Origin of the sequence: Limnohabitans sp. INBF002, assembly GCF_027924905.1 — a bacterium.
Lineage (GTDB): Bacteria > Pseudomonadota > Gammaproteobacteria > Burkholderiales > Burkholderiaceae_C > Limnohabitans.
The window spans coordinates 150,400-172,271 of sequence record NZ_AP027055.1 but is presented as its reverse complement, the minus strand read 5'-3'; the positions used below and the strand labels follow the sequence as shown (position 1 = coordinate 172,271).

28 protein-coding genes and 1 tRNA gene are annotated in these 21,872 nt (G+C 55.7%); 5 read left to right on the top strand and 24 right to left on the bottom strand.

All coding sequences use genetic code 11. From position 1 onward, the window contains the following. Positions 1–14: 14 nt before the first annotated feature. Genes QMG15_RS00885 through QMG15_RS00875 form a run of 3 tightly spaced genes read right to left on the bottom strand, consistent with a single transcriptional unit; the run spans position 15 to position 1,717 of the window. Positions 15–695: a BON domain-containing protein gene (locus QMG15_RS00885; RefSeq protein ID WP_108360263.1), complete on the bottom strand. Its 681-nt coding sequence runs from the start codon at positions 693–695 to the stop codon at positions 15–17. Beyond that, positions 692–1,291, bottom strand: a complete 600-nt coding sequence (locus QMG15_RS00880; protein ID WP_108360264.1) for a phosphoheptose isomerase — start codon at positions 1,289–1,291, stop codon at positions 692–694. Before QMG15_RS00880 ends, QMG15_RS00885 begins: the two co-directional genes overlap by 4 nt. A gap of 15 nt (positions 1,292–1,306) precedes the next feature. Further along, positions 1,307–1,717: a YraN family protein gene (locus QMG15_RS00875; protein WP_281789062.1), complete on the bottom strand. Its 411-nt coding sequence runs from the start codon at positions 1,715–1,717 to the stop codon at positions 1,307–1,309. 12 nt (positions 1,718–1,729) lie between these two features. Between QMG15_RS00875 and rsmI the strand changes: the two genes are divergently transcribed. Continuing rightward, on the top strand, positions 1,730–2,641 hold the full coding sequence (gene rsmI, locus QMG15_RS00870) for a 16S rRNA (cytidine(1402)-2'-O)-methyltransferase (protein WP_281789061.1): 912 nt from the start codon (positions 1,730–1,732) through the stop codon (positions 2,639–2,641). A 72-nt stretch (positions 2,642–2,713) separates the two neighbouring features. On the opposite strand, the gene QMG15_RS00865 is transcribed toward rsmI, so the two are convergent. The 4 genes from QMG15_RS00865 to QMG15_RS00850 all read right to left on the bottom strand — a co-directional run bounded on the left by QMG15_RS00865 (position 2,714) and on the right by QMG15_RS00850 (position 5,688). After that, positions 2,714–3,997: a TRAP transporter large permease gene (locus QMG15_RS00865; protein ID WP_108360266.1), complete on the bottom strand. Its 1,284-nt coding sequence runs from the start codon at positions 3,995–3,997 to the stop codon at positions 2,714–2,716. Then, the gene (locus QMG15_RS00860) at positions 3,994–4,509 is read right to left on the bottom strand and encodes a TRAP transporter small permease (protein ID WP_281789060.1); all 516 of its coding nucleotides are present in this window, start codon (positions 4,507–4,509) and stop codon (positions 3,994–3,996) included. The genes QMG15_RS00865 and QMG15_RS00860 overlap by 4 nt, the downstream gene beginning before the upstream one ends. An 85-nt stretch (positions 4,510–4,594) precedes the next feature. Continuing rightward, complete coding sequence (locus QMG15_RS00855) at positions 4,595–5,578, bottom strand: TRAP transporter substrate-binding protein (RefSeq protein WP_281789058.1); 984 nt, start codon at positions 5,576–5,578, stop codon at positions 4,595–4,597. 34 nt (positions 5,579–5,612) lie between these two features. Then, positions 5,613–5,688, bottom strand: a tRNA-Arg gene (locus QMG15_RS00850). A gap of 77 nt (positions 5,689–5,765) precedes the next feature. Here QMG15_RS00850 and QMG15_RS00845 point away from each other — a divergent pair. Beyond that, positions 5,766–6,272, top strand: coding sequence for a c-type cytochrome (locus QMG15_RS00845; protein WP_108360269.1), 507 nt, complete (start codon positions 5,766–5,768; stop codon positions 6,270–6,272). A gap of 47 nt (positions 6,273–6,319) precedes the next feature. On the opposite strand, the gene QMG15_RS00840 is transcribed toward QMG15_RS00845, so the two are convergent. From QMG15_RS00840 to QMG15_RS00785, 12 genes are all read right to left on the bottom strand, one after another. Continuing rightward, positions 6,320–6,850: a DUF2946 family protein gene (locus QMG15_RS00840; protein ID WP_281789057.1), complete on the bottom strand. Its 531-nt coding sequence runs from the start codon at positions 6,848–6,850 to the stop codon at positions 6,320–6,322. After that, positions 6,843–7,823 carry an alpha/beta fold hydrolase gene (locus tag QMG15_RS00835; protein WP_281789056.1) on the bottom strand — a complete coding sequence of 327 codons (981 nt, stop codon included), beginning with the start codon at positions 7,821–7,823 and terminating at the stop codon, positions 6,843–6,845. The genes QMG15_RS00840 and QMG15_RS00835 overlap by 8 nt, the downstream gene beginning before the upstream one ends. Continuing rightward, a complete protein-coding gene (locus QMG15_RS00830) occupies positions 7,820–8,269 on the bottom strand; it encodes a nuclear transport factor 2 family protein (protein WP_108360272.1) in 450 nt (149 codons plus the stop codon). The genes QMG15_RS00835 and QMG15_RS00830 overlap by 4 nt, the downstream gene beginning before the upstream one ends. A gap of 84 nt (positions 8,270–8,353) precedes the next feature. Beyond that, complete coding sequence (locus tag QMG15_RS00825; protein WP_108360273.1) at positions 8,354–8,770, bottom strand: F0F1 ATP synthase subunit epsilon; 417 nt, start codon at positions 8,768–8,770, stop codon at positions 8,354–8,356. Positions 8,771–8,778: 8 nt separating this feature from the next. Further along, positions 8,779–10,182, bottom strand: a complete 1,404-nt coding sequence (gene atpD / locus QMG15_RS00820) for a F0F1 ATP synthase subunit beta (RefSeq protein ID WP_108360304.1) — start codon at positions 10,180–10,182, stop codon at positions 8,779–8,781. Positions 10,183–10,203: 21 nt separating this feature from the next. After that, the gene (gene atpG, locus QMG15_RS00815) at positions 10,204–11,070 is read right to left on the bottom strand and encodes a F0F1 ATP synthase subunit gamma (protein ID WP_108360274.1); all 867 of its coding nucleotides are present in this window, start codon (positions 11,068–11,070) and stop codon (positions 10,204–10,206) included. Positions 11,071–11,096: 26 nt separating this feature from the next. Continuing rightward, positions 11,097–12,635, bottom strand: a complete 1,539-nt coding sequence (gene atpA / locus QMG15_RS00810) for a F0F1 ATP synthase subunit alpha (protein ID WP_108360275.1) — start codon at positions 12,633–12,635, stop codon at positions 11,097–11,099. Between the two features lie 36 nt (positions 12,636–12,671). Beyond that, positions 12,672–13,202 carry a F0F1 ATP synthase subunit delta gene (locus QMG15_RS00805; RefSeq protein ID WP_281789055.1) on the bottom strand — a complete coding sequence of 177 codons (531 nt, stop codon included), beginning with the start codon at positions 13,200–13,202 and terminating at the stop codon, positions 12,672–12,674. 9 nt (positions 13,203–13,211) lie between these two features. Further along, positions 13,212–13,682: a F0F1 ATP synthase subunit B gene (locus QMG15_RS00800; RefSeq protein WP_108360277.1), complete on the bottom strand. Its 471-nt coding sequence runs from the start codon at positions 13,680–13,682 to the stop codon at positions 13,212–13,214. Positions 13,683–13,712: 30 nt separating this feature from the next. Next, positions 13,713–13,961, bottom strand: coding sequence for a F0F1 ATP synthase subunit C (gene atpE / locus QMG15_RS00795; protein WP_100147432.1), 249 nt, complete (start codon positions 13,959–13,961; stop codon positions 13,713–13,715). A gap of 52 nt (positions 13,962–14,013) precedes the next feature. Then, on the bottom strand, positions 14,014–14,871 hold the full coding sequence (gene atpB / locus QMG15_RS00790; RefSeq protein ID WP_108360278.1) for a F0F1 ATP synthase subunit A: 858 nt from the start codon (positions 14,869–14,871) through the stop codon (positions 14,014–14,016). A 14-nt stretch (positions 14,872–14,885) separates the two neighbouring features. Next, positions 14,886–15,362, bottom strand: coding sequence for an ATP synthase subunit I (locus QMG15_RS00785; protein WP_281789053.1), 477 nt, complete (start codon positions 15,360–15,362; stop codon positions 14,886–14,888). A gap of 109 nt (positions 15,363–15,471) precedes the next feature. Between QMG15_RS00785 and QMG15_RS00780 the strand changes: the two genes are divergently transcribed. From QMG15_RS00780 to lipA, 3 genes are read left to right on the top strand one after another with little or no spacing between them, the layout of a single operon-like run. Then, positions 15,472–15,765 carry a DUF493 family protein gene (locus QMG15_RS00780; RefSeq protein WP_108402139.1) on the top strand — a complete coding sequence of 98 codons (294 nt, stop codon included), beginning with the start codon at positions 15,472–15,474 and terminating at the stop codon, positions 15,763–15,765. A gap of 44 nt (positions 15,766–15,809) precedes the next feature. Further along, positions 15,810–16,439, top strand: a complete 630-nt coding sequence (lipB, locus tag QMG15_RS00775; protein WP_281790050.1) for a lipoyl(octanoyl) transferase LipB — start codon at positions 15,810–15,812, stop codon at positions 16,437–16,439. 19 nt (positions 16,440–16,458) lie between these two features. Further along, entirely contained in the window at positions 16,459–17,457 is a 999-nt protein-coding gene (gene lipA / locus QMG15_RS00770) for a lipoyl synthase (protein WP_281789052.1), read from the top strand. On the opposite strand, the gene ptsP is transcribed toward lipA, so the two are convergent. The 5 genes from ptsP to QMG15_RS00745 are packed head-to-tail and all read right to left on the bottom strand — an operon-like array spanning position 17,454 to position 21,710. Continuing rightward, entirely contained in the window at positions 17,454–19,214 is a 1,761-nt protein-coding gene (gene ptsP / locus QMG15_RS00765; protein ID WP_281789051.1) for a phosphoenolpyruvate--protein phosphotransferase, read from the bottom strand. The two genes, lipA and ptsP, sit on opposite strands and share 4 nt — an antisense overlap. Positions 19,215–19,222: 8 nt before the next feature. Further along, positions 19,223–19,492 (bottom strand): HPr family phosphocarrier protein, encoded by a 270-nt coding sequence (locus QMG15_RS00760; RefSeq protein ID WP_108360284.1) that lies wholly within the window; start codon positions 19,490–19,492, stop codon positions 19,223–19,225. Then, positions 19,461–19,907 carry a PTS fructose transporter subunit IIA gene (locus QMG15_RS00755; RefSeq protein ID WP_108360285.1) on the bottom strand — a complete coding sequence of 149 codons (447 nt, stop codon included), beginning with the start codon at positions 19,905–19,907 and terminating at the stop codon, positions 19,461–19,463. Before QMG15_RS00755 ends, QMG15_RS00760 begins: the two co-directional genes overlap by 32 nt. A 28-nt stretch (positions 19,908–19,935) precedes the next feature. After that, the gene (locus QMG15_RS00750) at positions 19,936–21,174 is read right to left on the bottom strand and encodes an MFS transporter (protein ID WP_281789050.1); all 1,239 of its coding nucleotides are present in this window, start codon (positions 21,172–21,174) and stop codon (positions 19,936–19,938) included. After that, a complete protein-coding gene (locus QMG15_RS00745) occupies positions 21,171–21,710 on the bottom strand; it encodes a hypothetical protein (RefSeq protein WP_281789049.1) in 540 nt (179 codons plus the stop codon). Before QMG15_RS00745 ends, QMG15_RS00750 begins: the two co-directional genes overlap by 4 nt. Positions 21,711–21,872: the final 162 nt, after the last annotated feature.

Below are 21,872 nucleotides of genomic sequence, written 5' to 3'. Positions count from 1 at the left end.
TTGGTCATGCGCGATTATTTGATTGGCGTCACAACGGGTTGCTGCGAAGCATTGGATTTCGGCGCATTCAGGTCCACTGACTGTGAATCGCTGCGCTTGGGCTGCATGGCACGCAGCTCGTCTTCGGTGATGTACTCAAACACACGCACCACACGCTTGACGCCACTCACGCCACGCACCACATCGGTCGCGCGTTTGGCTTCGCGTTGGGTCACGCGGCCCATCAGGTAAACCGTGCCGCGCTCGCCTACCACTTTGAACACGTTGGCAAACACGTCTTCGCTGTCGACCATGGCAGCTTTGACCTTGGCCACCAACAGCACGTCGTTGGAACGATCACCCATGCTGGAAGCTGGGCCAATGACCAGCTCGTTCACCACAGAGCGGACGTTTTGTACGCGGCCAATCAACTGCTCGGTTTGCGAACGCACGGTGTCGTTGGACACTTCACCCGTGATCAACACTTGGCGGTTGTAGCTGGTGATGTTGATGTGCTCTTTGCTACCGAAATTTTCGCGGATGGCTGTCGCGCTGCGTTGTTCAATGCCTTCGTCTTCCACCTGGATACCTGCGGTGCGACGGTCGCTCGCCACCATAGCGCCACCAATCACACCACCGAACATCAGAGGTGCACACGCAGACAACTGCAAAGCGGCCAACAGAGCCAATGCGGCTTTTACAAATTTAGATGTCATTCTTTACTTTCTGAGTCGCCAAGCAGTTGCGCGTCCACACCATCGCAAATGCAATGGATGGCCAGCAAGTGCACTTCTTGAATACGCGCAGTGCGGTCGTGTGGCACACAAATATGCACATCGGTTTCGCGCAAAGCTTGGCCCATCTTGCCGCCGCCTTTGCCGGTGAGGGCGACGACCGTCATGTCGCGCTCATGCGCGGCTTGAATGGCCGCCAACACATTGGGCGAGCTGCCACTGGTGGTGATCGCCAGCAACACGTCACCCGACTGACCAAGGGCACGCACTTGCTTAGAAAAAATTTGTTCGTAGCTGTAGTCGTTGGCGATGGCTGTGATGATGGAGCTGTCCGTGGTGAGGGCGATGGCTCCCAGCTCTGGACGTTCACGCTCAAAGCGGCCCACAAACTCAGCGGCAAAGTGTTGCGCGTCGGCGGCAGAACCACCGTTGCCGCACGCCAGCACTTTGCCACCACTGGTGACACTGGCCAGCACGGCAGACACGGCTGCAGCGATGGGTTTAGACAAGACTTGTGCCGCCTGATATTTCAGGTCGGCAGAGTCGATGAAGTGTTGTTCAATTCGTTGCTCAAGCATGGTGCAATGATACCTTTAAGCATTAAAAGCGGCTTTAAACCAGTGCAAATCCTCGCCCTCAACCGCCACGATGTCAAACCTACATGGTGGTATTTGGCGCAATTTCAATAAGAAATGACGGGCGGCAAACACAATTCGCCGTTGCTTGGTCGGCGTGATGCTGGCTAAGGCTCCGCCGTGGTCTTGCCTGCCGCGCTGGCGCACCTCGACAAAAACCAGCGTGCCATCGGCGTCGCGGACGATCAAATCTATTTCGCCGCCGCCTCGCCCAGGCGTCCGATAATTGCGTTGCACCAGTTGCAGACCCTGCGCCTGTAAATGTTGCAACGCGCGGTCTTCGGCCGCATCTCCTTTTTGCTTGGTGGTTGATTGCAGTTGCACACGCGCTAGTTTTTGCGCTGGCCTTTGACCATCGGGTTTGTTCACAGCATCTCCTTGATGAACGCTAACTTTGATTCCGCCTTGTCTGCCGCGCACGCCGCCGCCGCAAACCAAAACCACCCGGCAGGCACGCTGTATGTGGTGGCCACGCCCATTGGCAATTTGGCCGACATCAGCTTGCGTGCCTTGCATGTGCTGAGTCTTTGCGACACGCTGGCCTGTGAGGACACGCGCCACTCACAAACTTTGCTGCGCGCCTACGGCATCGATAAATCCGCGTCCCATTGGCTGGCCGTCCATCAGCACAACGAAGCCGAAGCCGCCGAGGAAGTGATTCGCCGTCTGCAAGCCGGGCAGCGCGTGGCCTATGTGAGCGACGCCGGCACCCCTGCCGTGAGTGACCCCGGCGCACGCTTGGCGTGGCAGGTGCAAAGCGCAGGTTTGCGTGTGATGCCTTTGCCAGGCGCCAGCAGCGTGACGGCCCTGTTGAGTGCCTGCGGCACGCCCGCACATGACTCGTCTGGTTTTGTGTTCGTCGGTTTTTTGCCCTCCAAAGCCACCGAACGCGGCCACGCGGTCGAGGTGCTGGCCCAAGAGCCACGCACCCAGGTGCTGCTGGAAGCGCCGCATCGCATCGAGGCGCTGGCCACCGCCTTGGGCGTGCTGGGCGAGCGCCCCGTGACGGTGGGCCGCGAGTTGACCAAACAGTTTGAAGAAATTGCCACGGTGGCGGCGCAAGATTTGGCAGCTTGGCTACAGGGCAATGCACAGCGCACACGCGGTGAATTTGCCCTGGTGGTCCACGCGCAAGCACAAGAGCGCGCGGCGGGCACGGACAACGACCGCTTGCTCAAAATTTTGATGCAAGAGCTGCCTCTGAAAACAGCGGTCAAAGTCGCAGCTGAAATCAGCGGCGAAGCGAAGAACGCGCTGTATGACCGCGCGTTGGAATTGAAAGCCAACACGTAAACCGTCAGCGATGCTCCAAACAAAAAGGCTTTGCATTGCTGCAAAGCCTTTTTTGTTGGACTTCCGTTTGGCTTAGAAGCCCAAGGTGTGCGGCAGCCAGGTGGAGAGCTCAGGCACAAAAGTCAGCAACACCAACACCACAAAATGCGCCAGCAAGAAGGGCGGCAATTCGCGCGTCAGATCGGCCATCGACACGCGTGTCGCCACCGCGGTGACAAACAGCAAGCCACCCACTGGCGGCGTGATCATGCCCAAGGTCAAGTTGACGATGACCACCATCGCAAAGTGCGTGGGGTCAATGCCCAAAGCCAAAGCCACGGGGGCCAAGATGGGCACCAAAATCATCACGCCTGGCAAGGGCTCCATGAAGATGCCAAACACCAGCAACAAAATGTTCACCACGATGAGGAAGGCCACGGGCGAGAGGTTCCATTCCACGATGGTTTGCGACACCTGCTGTGGCACGCCCTCAACGGTCAACACCCATGCAAATGCCGCCGAGGTGGCCATCACCAACAACACCGAAGCCGTCAACAACGACGAACGCGCAGCAATGCCGGGCAATGCTTTCCACTCCAAGGTGCGGTAAATCCATTTGCCGCAAATCAGCGCGTAAAACACCGCCACCACCGAAGCCTCGGTGGGCGTGAAGATGCCGAAACGAATGCCCACCAAGATCAACACAATCAACATCAACGCGGGAATGGCTTTGAAACTGGTGACCAGCATTTCACGCGCGGAGGGACGTGGCTCGGTGGAGCGGTAGTTGCGCTTGCGACAAATGCGCCAGTTCACAAAGGCCATGGCCAGCGCGATCAAGATGCCAGGGATGAAACCGGCCATGAACAAGCCGCCCACTGACACCTGTTCGTCCTGCATGGCATAAATGATCATGCTGATGGACGGCGGAATGATGGGGCCCACAATGGCTGTGCTCGACGTCAGCGCCGCCGCATAGGCACGTGAGTAGCCTGCTTTCTCCATCATCTTCACCATCATGGAGCCGGGGCCTGCGGCATCTGCCAAAGCCGAGCCGGAGATGCCGGAAAACAAGGTGAGTGACAGCACGTTGGCATAGCCCAAACCGCCGCGCAAATGCCCCACGAATTGCGACGCAAAGCGCAGCAGCACCAAGGTGAGTGCGCCGCCCGACATGAGCTCAGCGGCCAGAATAAAAAACGGCACAGCCATCAGCGGGAAGCTGTCAATGCCTGTGAACATTTCTTTGAACACCACCAACTGCGGATAGCGCCCGCCCACAAAGACGGCGAGCGACGCGGAAATAGCGAGTGCAAATGCCACGGGGAAGCCGAGGGTCATCAGCACAACGGCTGCGATGAAAAGTGTGAGGGTCATAGTGAGGCTGCGGATTCAGCATCCATCTCGTCTGAAGTGATGTAGTTGCCGTGGCCGATGTAACCGCGCACGATGAAAAGCAAATGCACAAAGAGCAACAAAAAGCCAACAGGCATGGCGGCATAAATCCAAGCAATCGGAATGTCAGTTGCCGCCGTAGTTTGAAAGCGCGTCGCCCAGACGTAGAGAATGGAGAAGTACATCATCACCAAAAAGAAAGCACCCAGACCCAGCGCCACGATCGCGCGCACCACGCGTGCGCCCTGCTCACCCACTGCGTGATGAAAGTTGTCAATGGCCACATGGCCACCAAAACGCAACACCAAACCAGCCCCTAAAAAGGTGACCCAAATCATCATGTGGCGCGCCACTTCTTCGGCCCACACAATCGAATCACCCGTGGTGTAACGCAACACCACATTGGCAAACACGATGCAGGACATGACCAGCAACAACAGAATCAACACCCACCGGTTGGTGGCCACCAACACGCGCTCAAATCGGTTCAACATGTGCGTTCAACAGCAAGTGCTGTTTTAAAAGAGAAAAGAAGAACGCCCGGACTTGTCCGGGCGCAGTACGCAAGCGAAGCTTGAATTACTTGGTTTGTGTGATTTTGTCGATGGTGGACTGACCAAACTTGGCCGCGTATTGCTTGTAAGCAGGTGCCACACCCGCTTGGAAAGACGCCACATCCACTTTGGTGACCACTTGCACGCCGTGTGATTGGATTTCGGTCACAGCCTTCTTCTCCACATCGTCCACGAACTTGCGTGACGCCAAAGCACCGGCTTTGGCGCCTTCGATGAAGGCCACTTTTTCAGCATCGGTCAAAGAACCAAAGAAAGCAGGCGACACGATCAAAGCCATCGGCGCGTAGACGTGGGCCGTCAACGACAAATGTTTTTGCACTTGCCACAATTTGGCGGACACGAACACCGACACCGGGTTTTCTTGGCCATCAATGGTGCCTTGCTGCAAAGCACCAATCACTTCAGGCCAAGCCATGGGCGTGGGTGACGCACCAAGCGTGCGGAATGCGGCAATGTGCACAGGGTTCTCTGTGACGCGAATCTTCATGCCTTTGATGTCTTCGGCTTTGGTCACCGGGCGCTTGTTGTTGCTCAAGTGGCGAAAGCCTTGCTCACCCCAAGCCAAGGCGATGAGGCCGCGCTTTTTGAACTTGGTCAACAAGTCTTGGCCAAACTCGCCATCCAGCACTTTGCGGGCATGGGCGGTGTCACGGAACAAGAAGGGAATGTCAACCACGCCCACTTCAGGCACAAAGTTGCTCAACGCGCCTGTGGACACAATCACAGCTTCAACGGTGCCCAATTGCAGACCTTCGATCAACTCGCGCTCACCGCCCAAGGCGCTGGCTGGGAACTGCTTGAATTTGTAAGCGCCTTTTGTGGATTTTTCAACCGAGTCAGCCCAAGTTTGAGCGGCGGCACCATAGTGCGAGTTGACAGCCAAGGCGTAGCCCACTTTGACTTCTTTGGCGGTTTGAGCAACGGCAAAGCCCGAAGTGGTGGCCAAAGCGACCAAAGTCATCAAAGCGGTGCGGCGAAGAGTCGTCATTTGTAAGTTTTCCAAAAGAGTGCGAATTAAAGTTTGGTGCGGCTGGCGGGGATCGAACCCACGACCCTTGGCTTCGGAGGCCAATACTCTATCCACTGAGCTACAGCCGCGCTTTTGTGACTTGGCATTGTAGGGGCCCCGCTATAATTTCCATCAGTTCTAGAGCCCCTTCTTACAGGATTTAAAAATGAGCAACCAACACCACGAAGAAGACCACACAGGTCCTATCAAAACCCCCAAGCAACTCCTGATGGCTGTGTTGTATTCATTTGTATTGCCTGTGTTCGTCATCATTGGCCTGGTGGCATACGTCACATCTGCCAACAAACCCCAGGCCGGATCTTCGAACGAACCCGAAGCCGTGGCTGCACGTATTCAAAAAGTCGGCTCTGTTGAAATCAAAGATGCCAACCGCGCCGCTCGCAGCGGCGAAGACGTGTTCAAGGGCCAGTGCTCCGCTTGCCACGCCACAGGCGCTGCTGGCTCACCTAAGTTTGGCGATGCAGGCGCTTGGGGCGCTCGTATCGGCAAAGGCTACGACGCATTGTTGACGTCGGCCCTCAAAGGCAAAGGCGCCATGGGTCCACAAAGTGGTGGCGACTTTGAAGACTTTGAAATCGGTCGCGCCGTGGTTTATATGGCCAACGCAGCTGGTGCAAAGTTCACCGAACCCAAGAAGCCTGAAAGCAAATAAGCATTCGCTTCTCTCAAAAACCGGCTCATGAGCCGGTTTTTTTTATGTCACTTTAGACCGTTCGCCTGTTGCGGGCTGCGCACGTAGCCAAATCGCTTGGGCAGTTCGCTAGCTGGCACTTCTTGTGGCACCCACAGGCCGGATTCGATCAAATCAGCGGCTTGAAGCACGTCTTGGGTGTGGACCAAGCCAAACCCTTGCTCGGTGTCAAGGTAGAGACGACCATGCTCGTCCACGATGCAGCGCTGCATTCGTGCAATGGAACCTGTATGCGATTGAATGCTGCCATCGGGCTGCAAGCGCCAAACCCATGGCGTGGCCTCTAGTTCGACGTAGACGCGTTGCGGGCCATTTTGAAAAAACCAATGGCCTTGCTTATCGGATTCGTAGTTGCGTCCAATGAACGCGATCAGTTTTTCATGCGCAAGGCGAGAGCCTTTGCTTTGGGTAAATGAACCTAGTGCTTGCGCTTGATCGTCGCGCATGTACCAATCGCCGCGTGCGTCTAGCCCCAACCAGCCGTAGCAGTCGGGCACATTGGGCCATTTAGCCATGGCTTGGTGAACGAGGTCATCCATGTTGTGTCATCCATTCTGAGACGGCCCAGGGCATTTCTTTCAAGTCACCAGGAAAGCGGCCGGAGGCAAAGCCCACATGCCCGCCCGTGTTGGGTTGCCAAAGCGTGACATGATCGCTCACTTGGTCTTGAGTCGGCAAGCTACTGGCAGGGATGAATGGGTCGTTGCGTGCATTCAGCACCAATGCAGGCACTTGCACACGCGACAGGCCAGGCTTGGCGCTGGCGCGATCCCAATAATCATCGGTGCCACGAAAGCCGTGTAGCGGCGCTGTGAACACATTGTCAAACGCATAAAGGGTGTTAGCTGCCATCAGTTCGAGCGGGTCGAACAAGCCAGGAAATTGCTGTAACTTTTGCATGGCGCGTGGCTTCATCGTGGCCAAAAACATACGGGCATAAATCGCTTTGTTTAAACCAGTGTCAATGGCGTGACCGCTGGCCGTTAAATCAACCGGCGAACACACAGAAACAACGCCGTTGACGACTTGGGCTGCGGCATGGCCCATCTCTCCCGCCCAACGCATGAGCGCATTACCGCCCAGTGAGATGCCTACGGCATAGATTGGACCACTGTGCTGCTGCCTCAAACGACTGAGCATCCATGCAATTTCCTCAAAATCACCCGAGTGGTAAGCACGCGGAGCCCAGTTGATTTCGCCACTGCAGCCGCGAAAGTGTGGCACGGCCATACGCCAGCCGCGTGCGCGCGTTTCTTCAGCAAACGCTTCGGCGTAATGGCTACTGGATGACCCTTCTAGGCCATGAAACAGCACGAACAGTGGTGCATCTTCTGTAAGTGGGCTCTCCTCAACGCGCCAATCGACATCGACAAAATCACTGTCGGGCGTGTCCCATCGTTCACGTGACCATTGCGGCTTGTGGCCCGAATAGCGACGCGCGAGTTTGGCGGCGTAAATCGTTTGAAGATTTCCGCCTGGCAACCACCAAGGCGCGCGGTAGTCCCAAATCAATGCAAGACCTGTGGTGCTTCGTGCGCTTCGGCGTGTGTGGGCGCTGTGCCTGGGCTGGCGTGGTGTGCCACCATGCGCCACCCTTGTGCCGTGCGCTGATAAACATTGGTGGCGACCACCACCGCCTCTTGCGTGCCATCGGTGGTGAGCAAAGCAATGCGTTCAATGACATTGTGCATGGCGCTGGTGAGCGATTCGACTTTGCACACATGCTCTGGGCGCGCGGCAATCGTGCCATTCGCAAACATGGCTTCAAAAGCAGCACGGATGCTGGCACTGCCAATCAAACGAGGGCCACCTGGATGGACGCAAACAATGTCATCTTCATCCGCCCAACAGCGCATGAGTTTTTCGATGTCGCCTGTTTGCAAGGCTTCGTAAAACTGGCTCTCAATGGCGTCGGCTGTGCCACCGACGGTGGCTGCATGAAGTTTGGCTTTAGGCATGGGGCAAATTGTCCACTTATTTTTGCGCAATAAAAAAGCCCCGACCGCGAGGCAGGGGCTTTTGAACGCTGACGCGCACAGCAATTACTTGTGAGCGCGGTAGCGGCGCAAGGCCGACAATTCAGCAGCCAAAATGGTCAGCTCTGAGCGAGCACGAGCCAGATCAACGTCTGATTTTGCGTTCTTCACGGCTTCTTCAGCTGCGAGTTTGGCTGCGTTTGCTTTTTCTTCGTCCATGTCTTTGCCGCGCACAGCGGTGTCAGACATGACGGTGACGCAGTCGGGTTGCACTTCAAGAATGCCTCCTGCTACGAAAACAAACTCTTCACCACCATCAGCCGTGTGAATGCGCACCGAACCGGGACGGATGCGTGAAATCAGCGGCGTGTGGCGCGGATAAATACCGAGCTCGCCCGCCTCGCCTGGCAAAGCCACAAAAGTGGCTTCGCCGGAGAAGATCAACTCTTCTGCGCTGACGACATCTACGTGGATGGTACTCATAGGATCTCTCAGATCTTTTTAGCTTTTTCGAACGCTTCGTCGATGGTACCGACCATGTAGAAGGCTTGTTCGGGCAAGTGGTCACACTCACCGTTCACAATCATCTTGAAACCACGGATGGTTTCAGCCAAGGTCACGTATTTACCGGGCGAGCCAGTGAACACTTCAGCAACGTGGAAAGGCTGTGACAGGAAACGTTGGATCTTACGAGCGCGGGCCACGGCCAGCTTGTCTTCAGGTGCCAATTCGTCCATGCCCAAAATCGCGATGATGTCACGCAATTCTTTGTAGCGTTGCAAAGTACCTTGCACAGCGCGAGCTGTGGCGTAGTGCTCTTCACCCACAACCAAGGGATCCAACTGACGGCTGGTGGAGTCCAAAGGATCCACAGCGGGGTAGATACCCAAAGAAGCGATGTCACGGCTCAACACAACGGTGGAGTCCAAGTGAGCAAAGGTGGTCGCTGGAGATGGGTCGGTCAAGTCATCGGCAGGCACGTAAACGGCTTGGATGGAAGTGATAGAACCCACTTTGGTCGATGTAATACGCTCTTGCAAACGGCCCATTTCTTCGGCCAATGTAGGTTGGTAACCCACAGCAGAAGGCATACGACCCAACAAAGCGGACACTTCGGTACCGGCCAAGGTGTAGCGATAGATGTTGTCCACGAAGAACAACACGTCTTTGCCTTCGTCACGGAATGATTCAGCGATGGTCAAACCAGTCAACGCCACGCGCAAACGGTTGCCAGGAGGCTCGTTCATCTGACCGTAAACCATGGCCACTTTAGACTCGTTCAAGTCTTTCAAGTTCACCACGCCTGAGTCGGCCATCTCGTGATAGAAGTCGTTACCTTCACGGGTACGCTCACCCACACCAGCGAACACGGACAAGCCGCTGTGCGCTTTAGCGATGTTGTTGATGAGTTCCATCATGTTCACGGTTTTGCCCACACCGGCGCCACCGAACAAGCCAACCTTACCGCCTTTGGCGAAAGGACAAACCAAGTCGATCACCTTGATGCCGGTCTCGAGCAATTCTTGCGAAGGGCTGAGTTCGTCATAGGCGGGGGCCTTGCGGTGAATCGTGGCAGTTTGAGTTTGGTCAACTGGGCCACGTTCGTCGATGGGGTTACCCAACACGTCCATGATGCGACCGAGTGTGGCTTTACCCACTGGCACGGTGATACCGGCGCCAGTGTTAGTCACCATCAAACCACGACGCAAACCGTCAGAAGTTCCCAACGCGATGGTACGGACGATGCCGTCACCGAGCTGTTGCTGAACTTCCAGAGTCAGTGCAGTGCCTTCGAGCTTGAGCGCGTCGTAGACCTTGGGCATCTGGTCGCGTGGGAACTCGACGTCCACCACAGCGCCAATACATTGAACAATCTTGCCTTGGGCATGAGCCATTTTTTGCTCCAAAAATTAAAATCAGACAGCAGCCGCACCGGCAACGATTTCCGAAAGTTCTTTCGTAATCGCCGCTTGACGCGTCTTGTTGTAAACCAGTTTGAGTTCGTTGATCACGTTCCCAGCGTTGTCGGTCGCAGACTTCATCGCAACCATACGGGCCGATTGCTCGGACGCCATACTTTCAGCCACAGCTTGATACACCATAGCTTCCACGTAGCGGAGCAACAATTCGTCGATGACAGTTTGCGCGTCCGGTTCGTAGATGTAATCCCAAGTGCTGTGCACTTCGTGCGTTTTCAGCACTTCGGCCGACAAAGGCAGAAGCTGCTCAACCACAGACTCTTGCTTCATGGTGTTGATGAAACGCGTGTAACACAGCTGGACCGAATTGATCTCGCCGTTGACATACGCATCCAACAACACCTTGACTGGGCCAATGAGCTTGTCGAGGTGAGGGGTGTCACCCAGCTGTGTCGCATGCGCCACAACTTTGACACCTGAACGACCTAAGAAGCCCAGACCTTTGTTACCGATGGCCACAGCTTGCGCTTTGTGCCCTTCGGTTTGCAAGTCACGCAGCTTGTTCGCCACCATACGCAACACGTTGGTGTTGAGACCGCCGCACAAGCCTTTGTCTGTGGTGACCACGATCAGGCCCACGTCCTTGGCGTGATTCACTTCCATGAAGGGGTGAACGTACTCAGGATTGGCCTTGCCGAGGTTAGCCGCGACATGGCGAATTTTCTCGCTGTAAGGGCGAGCCGCACGCATGCGGTCTTGCGCCTTACGCATCTTAGACGCGGCGACCATTTCCATGGCTTTGGTGATCTTCTTGGTGTTTTCCACCGATTTGATCTTGCCGCGAATTTCCTTACCTGCTGCCATTTGAGGCTCCTTGTGTCAGGTAGGAATTAAGCAAAGGTTTTCTTGAACGCAGTCAATGCTGCGGTCAGTTCGGCCTCGGCATCTTTGTCCATGGCTTTGTCGGCTTCGAGTTTGGCCAACAAGGCAGCGTGCTTAGCTTTGAGGTAAGCGTGCATTTCATATTCAAAGTGCAGAACTTGTTTGACTTCGATGTCGTCCATGAAGCCTTTGTTCACCGCAAACAGGGTTGAACCCATGATGCTGATGGACTGTGGGCTGTACTGAGCTTGTTTGAGCAATTCAGTCACGCGAGCACCGCGGTCAAGCTGTTTACGTGTGGCTTCGTCGAGGTCAGAAGCGAACTGAGCAAACGCTGCCAATTCACGGTACTGAGCCAAGTCGGTACGGATACCACCGGACAAGTTCTTGATCAATTTCGTTTGCGCTGCACCACCCACGCGAGACACCGAGATACCGGCGTTGATCGCAGGACGGATACCAGCGTTGAACAACGAGGTTTCCAAGAAGATCTGACCGTCAGTGATCGAAATCACGTTGGTTGGCACGAAAGCAGACACGTCACCGGCTTGGGTTTCAATGATTGGCAATGCAGTCAATGAACCCGTTTTGCCTTTGACGGCGCCTTTGGTGAAGGCTTCGACGTAGTCGGCGTTCACGCGGGCAGCGCGCTCGAGCAAACGGCTGTGGAGATAGAACACGTCGCCAGGGTAAGCTTCGCGGCCTGGTGGGCGACGCAACAGCAAAGACACTTGGCGGTAAGCCACAGCTTGCTTAGACAAATCGTCATACACGATCAAGGCGTCTTCGCCACGGTCGCGGAAGTATTCGCCCATCGTGCAGCCGGAGTAGGCGGACACGTATTGCATCGCTGCAGACTCAGAAGCAGAAGCGGCCACAACGATGGTGTACTCCATCGCGCCAGCTTGTTCCAAAGCGCGCACCACGTTTTTGATCGACGAGGCTTTTTGGCCAATCGCGACGTAAACGCAGGTCATGTTTTGACCTTTTTGGTTGATGATGGCGTCGATCGCAACAGCTGTTTTACCTGTTTGACGGTCACCAATGATCAACTCGCGCTGACCACGGCCCACGGGCACCATGGAGTCAACAGACTTCAGACCTGTTTGCATAGGCTGGCTCACGGATTCGCGAGCAATAACGCCTGGTGCAACCTTTTCGATCACGTCAGTCATCTTGGCGTTGATCGGGCCTTTGCCGTCGATAGGCTGACCCAAAGCGTTCACCACGCGGCCAATCAATTCAGGGCCGACTGGCACTTCCAAAATGCGACCTGTACATTTGACAATGTCGCCTTCAGAGATGTGCTCGTACTCACCCAAGATCACAGCACCGACCGAGTCACGCTCGAGGTTCAGGGCCAGACCGAATGTGTTGTTGGGGAACTCCAACATTTCGCCTTGCATCGCGTCTGAAAGACCGTGCACGCGAACGATACCGTCAGTCACCGACAAAACGGTGCCTTGATTACGAACGTTGGCTTCATTGCCCAAACCTTCGATACGGCTCTTAATCAGCTCAGAGATTTCTGCTGGATTGAGTTGCATGACTCTTTCCTTCTTTCTTGTTAGGGCTGACAGGCATTAAGCCGTCAGCGCAACTTTCATTTGATCTAAACGGGCTTTGACAGAAGTGTCCAACACTTCGTCACCCACCACCACGCGAATACCGCCAATCAGCTCAGGCTGCAAGGCCACAGAGACGTTGAGTTTGCGGCCAAAACGCTTTTCAAGAGTCGTCTTCACATCAGCCAAAGCTGCTGCGTCGATGTCAAAAGCGCTGTACACAACAGCGTCTGCCGTACCGCTTTGCGCGTTGACATGTGCGCGGAATTGCGTTGCCACTTCGGGCAGCGCGCTCAAGCGACCGTTGTCAATCACGGCGCGCAAAAAGTTTTGCGCAGCAGTTGGCAATTTGGATTTAGCAACACCAGAAATCAAATCAAACACTTGGCTTGATGTGACTTTGGGGCCTTCTGCAAATTGCAGTAATTGGGCGTTCCCAGCGATCGCTGCAAGCTCTTCGAGCCATGCAGCGGTACCGCTCAGGTCTGCGGCCGAAGCCTTGAACAAAGCTTCTGCGTAAGGGCGGGCAATGGTGGCGAGTTCGGCCATGTTGTCCTCTTACAGCTCAGTCTTCAGACGGCCCAGCAAGTCGGCGTGGACACCAGCGTTGACTTCCTTACGGAGAATCTGCTCGGCACCTTTGACAGCCAATGCAGCCACTTGCTCACGCAGTGCTTCACGGGCTTTCACGACTTCTTGCGCAGCTTCTGCATGAGCAGCAGCAACAATCTTGTTCGCTTCAACCGTGGCATGAGCCTTGGCTTCGTCGATCAAGTGTTGTGCACGACGCTCTGCGTCAGCCAACAAAGCAGTGGACTCATTGCGGGTTTCGGCCAGCTTGAGTTCAACTTCTTTGTGCGCATTGGACAGTTCAATCTTGGCATGTTCGGCCGCAGCCAAACCATGGGCAATTTTTTCTGAACGTTCGTCGAGGGCGCTTGCGATGGGTGGCCACACGAATTTCATCGTGAACCACACCAAGACCGCAAAAACGATCATCTGGACGAACAGGGTTGCGTTGATGCTCACGGCAACACCTTTCTTTTGGTAGTTGCTAGATTACTTCAGGACGAAGGGGTTCGCGAATGCGAACATCATGGCGATACCAACGCCGATCAAGAAAGCAGCGTCGATCAGACCAGCCAACAAGAACATTTTGGTTTGCAATTCGTTCATCAATTCAGGCTGACGTGCAGCTGCTTCGAGGTACTTGCTACCCATGATGCCGATACCGATACAAGCACCGATAGCGCCCAAACCAATGATGAGGCCAGCTGCGAGTGCTACATAACCGAGGACGTGTTCCATTTTGTTGCTCCTAAAGAATGGATGAGAGAGAAAAGTTAAGAAAAAACCGAAATCAGTGCGCGTCGTGCGCTTGACCCACATACACCAGCGTCAACATCATGAAGATGAAGGCTTGCAATGTGATGATCATGATGTGGAAGATGGCCCAAATAGAACCAGCAATGATGTGACCGATGGGCAGCAAGATGCCCGGCAATGTGGCAGCAGCAGCGCCACCCATCAAGGCGATCAGCATGAACACCAACTCGCCAGCATACATGTTGCCGAACAGTCGCATGCCATGCGACACGGTCTTGGCGGCAAACTCGATCATTTGCATGACGAAGTTGACAGGCCAAAGCAGGGGATGAGCACCGAACGGAGCACAGAACAACTCATGCACCCAGCCGCCAATGCCTTTGATCTTGATGTTGTAGAACACGCAGACCAACAAAACAGAAGTAGACAAACCCAATGTGGTGGACAAGTCAGCCGAAGGCACCACACGCATGTAAGCGTGATGCGCATCACCGCCGTTCGCACCGTAGATGATTTCCCAAATTTTGGGGAACAAATCAACTGGGAACAAGTCCATGGCGTTCATCAAGAAAATCCAGACGAACACCGTCAAAGCTAAAGGCGCCACCAATTTACGGCTCTCAGCACTGTGAATGATGCCCTTGGCTTGGCTATCCACCATCTCGACCAAGATTTCAACGGCAGCTTGGAAGCGACCTGGTGCGTGGGCAGTTGCACCACGCGCGGCACGCCACAAGAAGAAGCTAGCAACCACACCCAACAACACAGACCAGAAAATCGAGTCAAGGTTGTAAACGGAGAAGTCAATGACGCCAGCCATCGGCTTGTTTTGCAGATGCGTCAGGTGGTGAACGATGTATTCACCAGCGGTCGGACCATGTTCAACAGACATTCGTTCGCTCTTCTTTAAGTTGGATTGATCGGGTAAAACACCTTGCGAAAGCCAAGCGCCACCCAATACACCTTCATTGTCACTACCAGACCCGCCAACATGGCAGGCCAGCTCAAATCACTCACAAGACGCGGAGCCGCAAACAACATTGCGACCGTCAAGCCTATTTTGACCATCTCCCAGAGGAAAAAGCCAAACACCGCAGCACCAACATTCACGGAGGCAACCCGACTGGTCAAGCCTCGCGCAAAGAGCGCCGCAGGGGCGATCACCGCCAGAGCTCCGTAAAGCGCCGAATACACAGCCGCCATACGTCCTGACACCAACCACACAAAACCCGCCACCAAGAGCCCCAGCATGACCTGGACTCCGACCACCCGCCATACCGACAGAAGGGGCTGCCGCTTGCGCAACTCGGCCACCTCTTCGGCGGTGAGCGGCTCAAACGTGTCTTGTACGTTTTCTTGATCTTCGGGTTGTATTCTGGTCATGTTTGTTTACGCCCAGGTTACATCCACTAGCCTCTATAGAGCCAATTATTGTACGTGATAACACATACGCTTTTAGGCTGATTGCACCAAGAAGAGGATAATTTCCCACATGACAAGCTCAAGCCCCCCCCCAGAAAACCCTCGTGCTGACTCGCTGATCGAGTATCCAAGCCTTTTTCCCATCAAAGTCATGGGAACGAAGGCCGATGGTTTTGTGCATGCGGTGACCTACATTGCCGAGCAATTTGACCCCGCATTTGACGCCACCACCATTGAGTTGCGAGAAAGCAAAGGCGGCAATTATTTAGGCGTCACCATCACTGTGACCGCCACCAGCCGCGAACAACTCGACGAGCTGTACCGTACCCTCACCTCTCACCCCATGGTGAAAGTGGTTCTGTGATCAAACAACTCGGCCTTGTGCCGTACCTGCCAACCTACCAAGCGATGCAGGATTTCACGACCGCACGCACGTCCGATACACCGGATGAACTATGGGTTTGCGAACACCCCCCCGTATTCACGCAGGGACTCGCCGGGCACGACGACCACTTGCTTGCCCCAGGGGACATCCCTGTCGTTCCCACCAACCGCGGCGGGCAAGTGACATTTCATGGCCCAGGCCAAGTGGTGGCCTACCCGCTGATTGACCTCAAACGTGCAGGCTACTACGTCAAAGAATATGTGTACCGCATTGAAGAGGCCGTGATTCGCACGCTCGATCACTTTGGCGTGACGGGACACCGCGTGTCTGGTGCGCCTGGCATCTATGTGCGCTTAGACAACCCACACAGCCACGCCATGCTGGCACAGCGCCCGCAAAAAGACGGCAGCAAAGACCCAGACTTTGCGGGCCTGGGGAAAATCGCGGCACTCGGCATCAAAGTCAGCCGCCATTGCACGTACCACGGTGTGGCGCTGAATGTGGCCATGGACCTATCACCCTACCAACGCATCAACCCTTGTGGCTATCAAGGTTTGCAAACCGTCGATCTTTCTACAATCGGCGCATCGGTCAGCTGGCAAGACGCCGCTGATGTTTTGAGCCAAAAGCTCGTCACCTATTTGGCGCCCTGACTCCACAGGGCCACTCGTTATGTCTACCCCTGACAACCCAGTTGTGCGCGAAGCGCAAACCGTCGAAAACTACAACGCCTCGGCCAAGCAAAAAGCAGCCGCCAAACTCTCACGCATTCCCGTGAAAGTAGAGCAAAGCGAAGTGCTGAAAAAGCCGGATTGGATTCGCGTCAAAGCAGGCTCGCCGTCCACGCGTTTTTACGAAATCAAAGATGTGCTGCGCGCCAACAAGTTGGTGACCGTGTGCGAAGAAGCCAGCTGCCCCAACATTGGTGAATGCTTCGGCAAAGGCACCGCGACATTCATGATCATGGGCGACAAGTGCACCCGCCGCTGCCCCTTCTGCGACGTGGGCCATGGCCGCCCCGACCCGCTCGATGTAAACGAACCCGAAAACTTGGCCAAAACCATTGCTGAGTTGAAACTGAAATACGTGGTCATCACCAGCGTGGACCGCGATGACTTGCGCGACGGTGGCAGCCAACACTTTGTGGACTGCATTCGCCGCACACGCGAGCTGTCACCCCAAACGCAAATCGAAATTTTGGTGCCCGACTTCCGCGGCCGTGACGACCGCGCTTTGGAAATTCTCAAAGCCGCACCACCTGATGTGATGAACCACAACATGGAAACCGTGCCACGCCTCTACAAAGAAGCGCGCCCTGGCAGCGACTACGCCTTCAGCTTGAACTTGCTCAAAAAATTCAAAGCCCTCCACCCCAACGTGCCCACTAAAAGCGGCTTGATGGTGGGCCTCGGCGAGACGGACGAAGAGATTTTGCAAGTCATGCAAGACATGCGCGATCACAACATCGACATGCTCACCATCGGCCAATACTTGGCGCCTAGCACCAGCCACATCCCTGTGCGCCGCTACGTGCACCCAGACACGTTCAAGATGTTTGAAGAGAAGGCTTACGAGATGGGCTTTAGCCATGCCGCCGTCGGCGCCATGGTGCGGTCGAGCTATCACGCAGACCAGCAAGCCCACGCGGCGTCAGAAGCTGCGAAAGCTTAAAGCCCCATCAGCTCGGCCGGCTCATCGCTGGCCAACACGCCTTGCGACCACGCCTCAAGGCGCAAGGCGTCCGCACGAATGATCTCTTGCTTGACGGCCAAGATTTGCGTGGGGTGCATCGAAAAACTACGCAGACCCAAACCCAACAGCAAGCGTGTGAGCGTGGGGTCGCCCGCCATTTCGCCACAGACACTCACACCCTTGCCCTGCGCGCGGCACTCAGCAATGACATCCGCCACCAAACGCAGCACCGCTGGGTGTAGCGGGTCATACAGGTGTGCCACTGACTCATCGGCGCGGTCAATGGCCAAGGTGTATTGAATCAAGTCGTTTGTACCAATCGACAAGAAGTCGAAATAGCGCAAGAACATCTTCACACTGAGTGCCGCAGCGGGCACTTCAATCATGGCGCCAATTTTCACAGGGCCAAATGCCAAGCCACGCGCGTCTAGCTGCTTGCGCGCTTGCTCAAGCAGCGCCAGCGTTTGCTGAATTTCGCGCGCATGCGCCAGCATGGGAATGAGCAAATGAACCTGTCCATAAGCCGCCGCACGCAAGATGGCGCGTAACTGCGTCAAGAACATCGCAGGGTCAGCCAAGCTCCAGCGAATGGCTCGCAAACCCAACGCAGGGTTCAAGTGGGCTTCCTCTTTCATCGCGCGGTCCAAGGGCTTGTCGGCCCCCACATCGACCGTGCGAATGGTGACGGGCAAGCCTTTCATGCCCTCCACCGCGCGTCGATAGGCTTGGAACTGCTCTTCCTCATCAGGCAACGCACCTTCGCGACCCATGAACAAAAACTCGCTGCGGAACAAGCCCACACCCACCGCACCGACGCCCAAAGCCGCAGGCGAGTCCTCGGGCATTTCAATGTTGGCCAACAAGTCCACGCGCTGACCATCTAGGGTCACTGCAGGTGTGTGGCGCAAACGTGAAAGCCGTTCACGCTCGACTTCTGCCTGACGTTGCTTGAAGCCGTATTCCGCCAAGATGATGGGCGAGGGATTGACAATGACCACGCCCGCATCACCATCAATGATGATCCAGTCGTCTTGTCGCACCAGCTGACTTGCCGTGCGCGCACCCACCACAGCAGGGATATCCAAGCTGCGCGCCACGATGGCGGTGTGCGATGTTTTGCCGCCGACATCGGTGACAAAACCGGCAAACACGCTTTGCTTGAATTGCAACATGTCGGCTGGCGACAGGTCGTGCGCCACCAAGACCAAGGGGACATCCATCTCATCACCCAGCTGCAAATCTTGCTGACGCGGCTGATTGCTACGCTTGGGGGAGACTTGGGGCATCACATGCGGCATGCCTTTCATGTGGCGCAGCATGCGCTCCACCACTTGCTCAAGATCACCTTTGCGCTCGCGCAAATACGGGTCATCCATCTCGTCGAACTGGCGTGCGACCACATCCAGCTGCGAGGTCAACGCCCACTCGGCGTTGTACAAACGATCTTTCACCCACTGCGCCACGCCGTCAGCCAGCATGGTGTCGTCCAGCAGCATGAGGTGAACCTCAAGAATCGCAGCCAGCTCTGGGGGCGACTCTTTGGGCAAGTTGTCGTGCAGTTGCTGCAACTCAGCCATCACCGCCTGGCGCGCTTCTGAAAGGCGCTCAATTTCGGAAGCGACTTGTGTGGCTTCGATGAAATAGTGAGCCACATCCACGCGACTGGATGCCACCAGCACCGCACGCCCAATGGCGATGCCGCGTGCGACTGCAAGACCGTGGACTGAGAATGTCATGTGCGCCCTTACTCGCCTTCGCCAAACTTGTCGGCGATGAGTGCCAACAAGCCGTCCATGGCTTCTTGCTCTTGGGCACCATCGGTTTCCAGCTCAACCTCGCTGCCAATGCCGGCCGCCAACATCATGACGCCCATGATGCTTTTCGCATTCACACGGCGCTCGCCTTTGCTGATCCAGACTTCGCACGGAAAGCTGCCGGCGAGTTTGGTGAGTTTGGCGGAAGCACGCGCGTGCAGGCCCAATTTATTGCTGATGGTCGTTGTGGTTTTGATCATGGATTCGACGGTTTTGATTTTGAGGGGCGGTGATCGCAACTTGCATCACGCCTTGCGTACCACCCGCGAGTGCGCGCGCCACCAGCGCGTCGAGCGACTCGTGGCGATAACACACACTTCTAAACAACATGGGCAAGTTCACGCCCGCAATGAGTTTGGCGTTGCTGCCCGCGACCAGTTTTTGCGCAACGTTGGCTGGCGTCGCGCCAAAAATATCGGTCAGGACCAACAAACCACTGTCCAAGGCTGCGCCAGCCACGTCCAAGGCTTGCGCCAACGTGTCTTCAGGCTGCGCGTCTGGCAAAACGTCTAGCGCAATCACATCCGCCGCGCACTCGGAATACACATGCATGGCGCAGTCACGCAAGGCACTGGCCAGCGGCGCATGGGCGATGATGAGGATGCGGTTGTTCATATAAAAAAGCGAGGTCTGCCGCGCATTATCAGCTGTCTGATTTGTGCTTCAAAAAATAGCCGTAAGACGCCAGGCAACATGTAAAAAATACAGCCATGGCGCACTGAAAGGCTTGTGGCTCTTGCCAACCGGCGGTTTTAAACCCGTCAATCATCAAGCCCATGCCCCACTGCACCACAAACACGCCCAAGAACAGCACCAAGTTATAGGCCGACAAAGCCCGCCCCGCCAGCGCCGTGGGAAACGCCATGCCCACCGCAGGCTGTGCAAGCGACACAAACGAACTGCTGATGCAAAACAAGGCCCAATGCAACGCACCCGCATCGGCCCCAGCCAACACAATGTAAGTCTGCACACAAAAATTCAAGGGCACGCCATACGTCATCAACTTGTTGGCGTTCAGGCCGCGCGCGTACAGCATCGGCGTCACCAAACCCCAAATCCAAAACGTCACCAACATGCACACGTTGATCCAAAACAAGCCCGTTGCAGCTTCCAGCGATGTGTAGCCTGCCACCTTGATCATCCAAGGCCCCGCCCACAAGGTTTGCATCGCGATCAACCCGCCATAGTTGAAGAAACCCATCGGGGTGAGACTGCGAAAGTACGGATGTGCCCACACTTGTTTGTAGCTTGCCAAAATGCCAACGGGTTTGGCTGGCGTGCGCGTTGTGGCGGGTGGCTCTGCAATGCGCCACTTGGGAACCTGCCAGGCCATCAATGCCATGGACAAAACAATCAACAACGCCAAACCAACAAACATCCAGCGCCAACCGATCACGGGCAGCAGCCATTGCACCGGCAAGGTCGACGCCAGCATACCGAACGCACCTGTCATCAGCATCCACGCGTTAGCGCGCTGTTGTTTTTCAAGAACCAACCAACGGCGATAGCCTGTCAGTGGTGCCATCAAACAAGCACTCACACCGACACCAATCAGCACGCGGGCCAACAACAAGCCGCCGAAGTCTGTGGCCCATGCAAATGCCAGACAGCCCACCACAGCGACACCCAAAAAGCTAAGCACCACTTTCTTGGGGCCGTGCTGATCCAACCAATGCCCCATGGGCAACTGCGTGAGGGAGAAGCCTAAAAAATAACCGCCGGCCAAGAGCCCCAGATCACGTGCCTGCAAGCCAAATTCCAAGCTCAATGTCGGCGAGAGCGTGGCCGTGATGGCGCGCAGCAACGCGGATAAAAAATAGGCCGAAGCAAACGCCACAAAGACCCACACCGCGGTGCGGCGAGACAACACATCATGGCTCATGGCAATTTGATTCCTGAAAAATAAGTTTCGGCAGCCTCTGGCAAACCTTTGTCCTTGGCTGTGCCATACACAGCTGCTTGATAAATTTTGTTGCCATCGGCAAACCACACCCACTGCACTTGGTGCGTTCCAGTCACGACCTGGGCACGCTCTGGCGGCGTCTGCGCACGGGCACCTTGGATCGCCCAGGTTTGCACCAACACATCGGCTGGCGCGGCTTCGAGCGGGGCCACACTTGCCAAGCGCCATGCACGCATCGCATCACTCGCTGTTAATCCTTGCGGCACAACCATCTGCCCAAAAGTGAATTGCATATTGCTGGCTTCGCACCCCTGCAGCAACAAACTGATTTGCACATCTTGATTGGCGACACGCAAGGTCACCGGACGTGTCGCCTGATCTGGCTTGCATGGCATCAACCACATCACGCCGGAAGTGCCTGCGCTCACCTGCCGCCAGTTGAGCGCAGGCGTGCAGGCCCCAAGCGCCGCAGCCAAGGCAAGTAAAGAAATTGAGCGCGTCGCACGTCCTGTCATGGCTTGCATTATCTAAGTTCTCTGGAGCTGGGCAGCGCGCGTAGTGCCTTGGCCGTTCATGGGCTGTCACGTGGCCGACATGTGCATGATTTTCAAATGCAAACGGGGCACGGCCTCATGGCCAGTACCCCGTTTGCATGAGCGCAAGTTGTGGAAACCGCG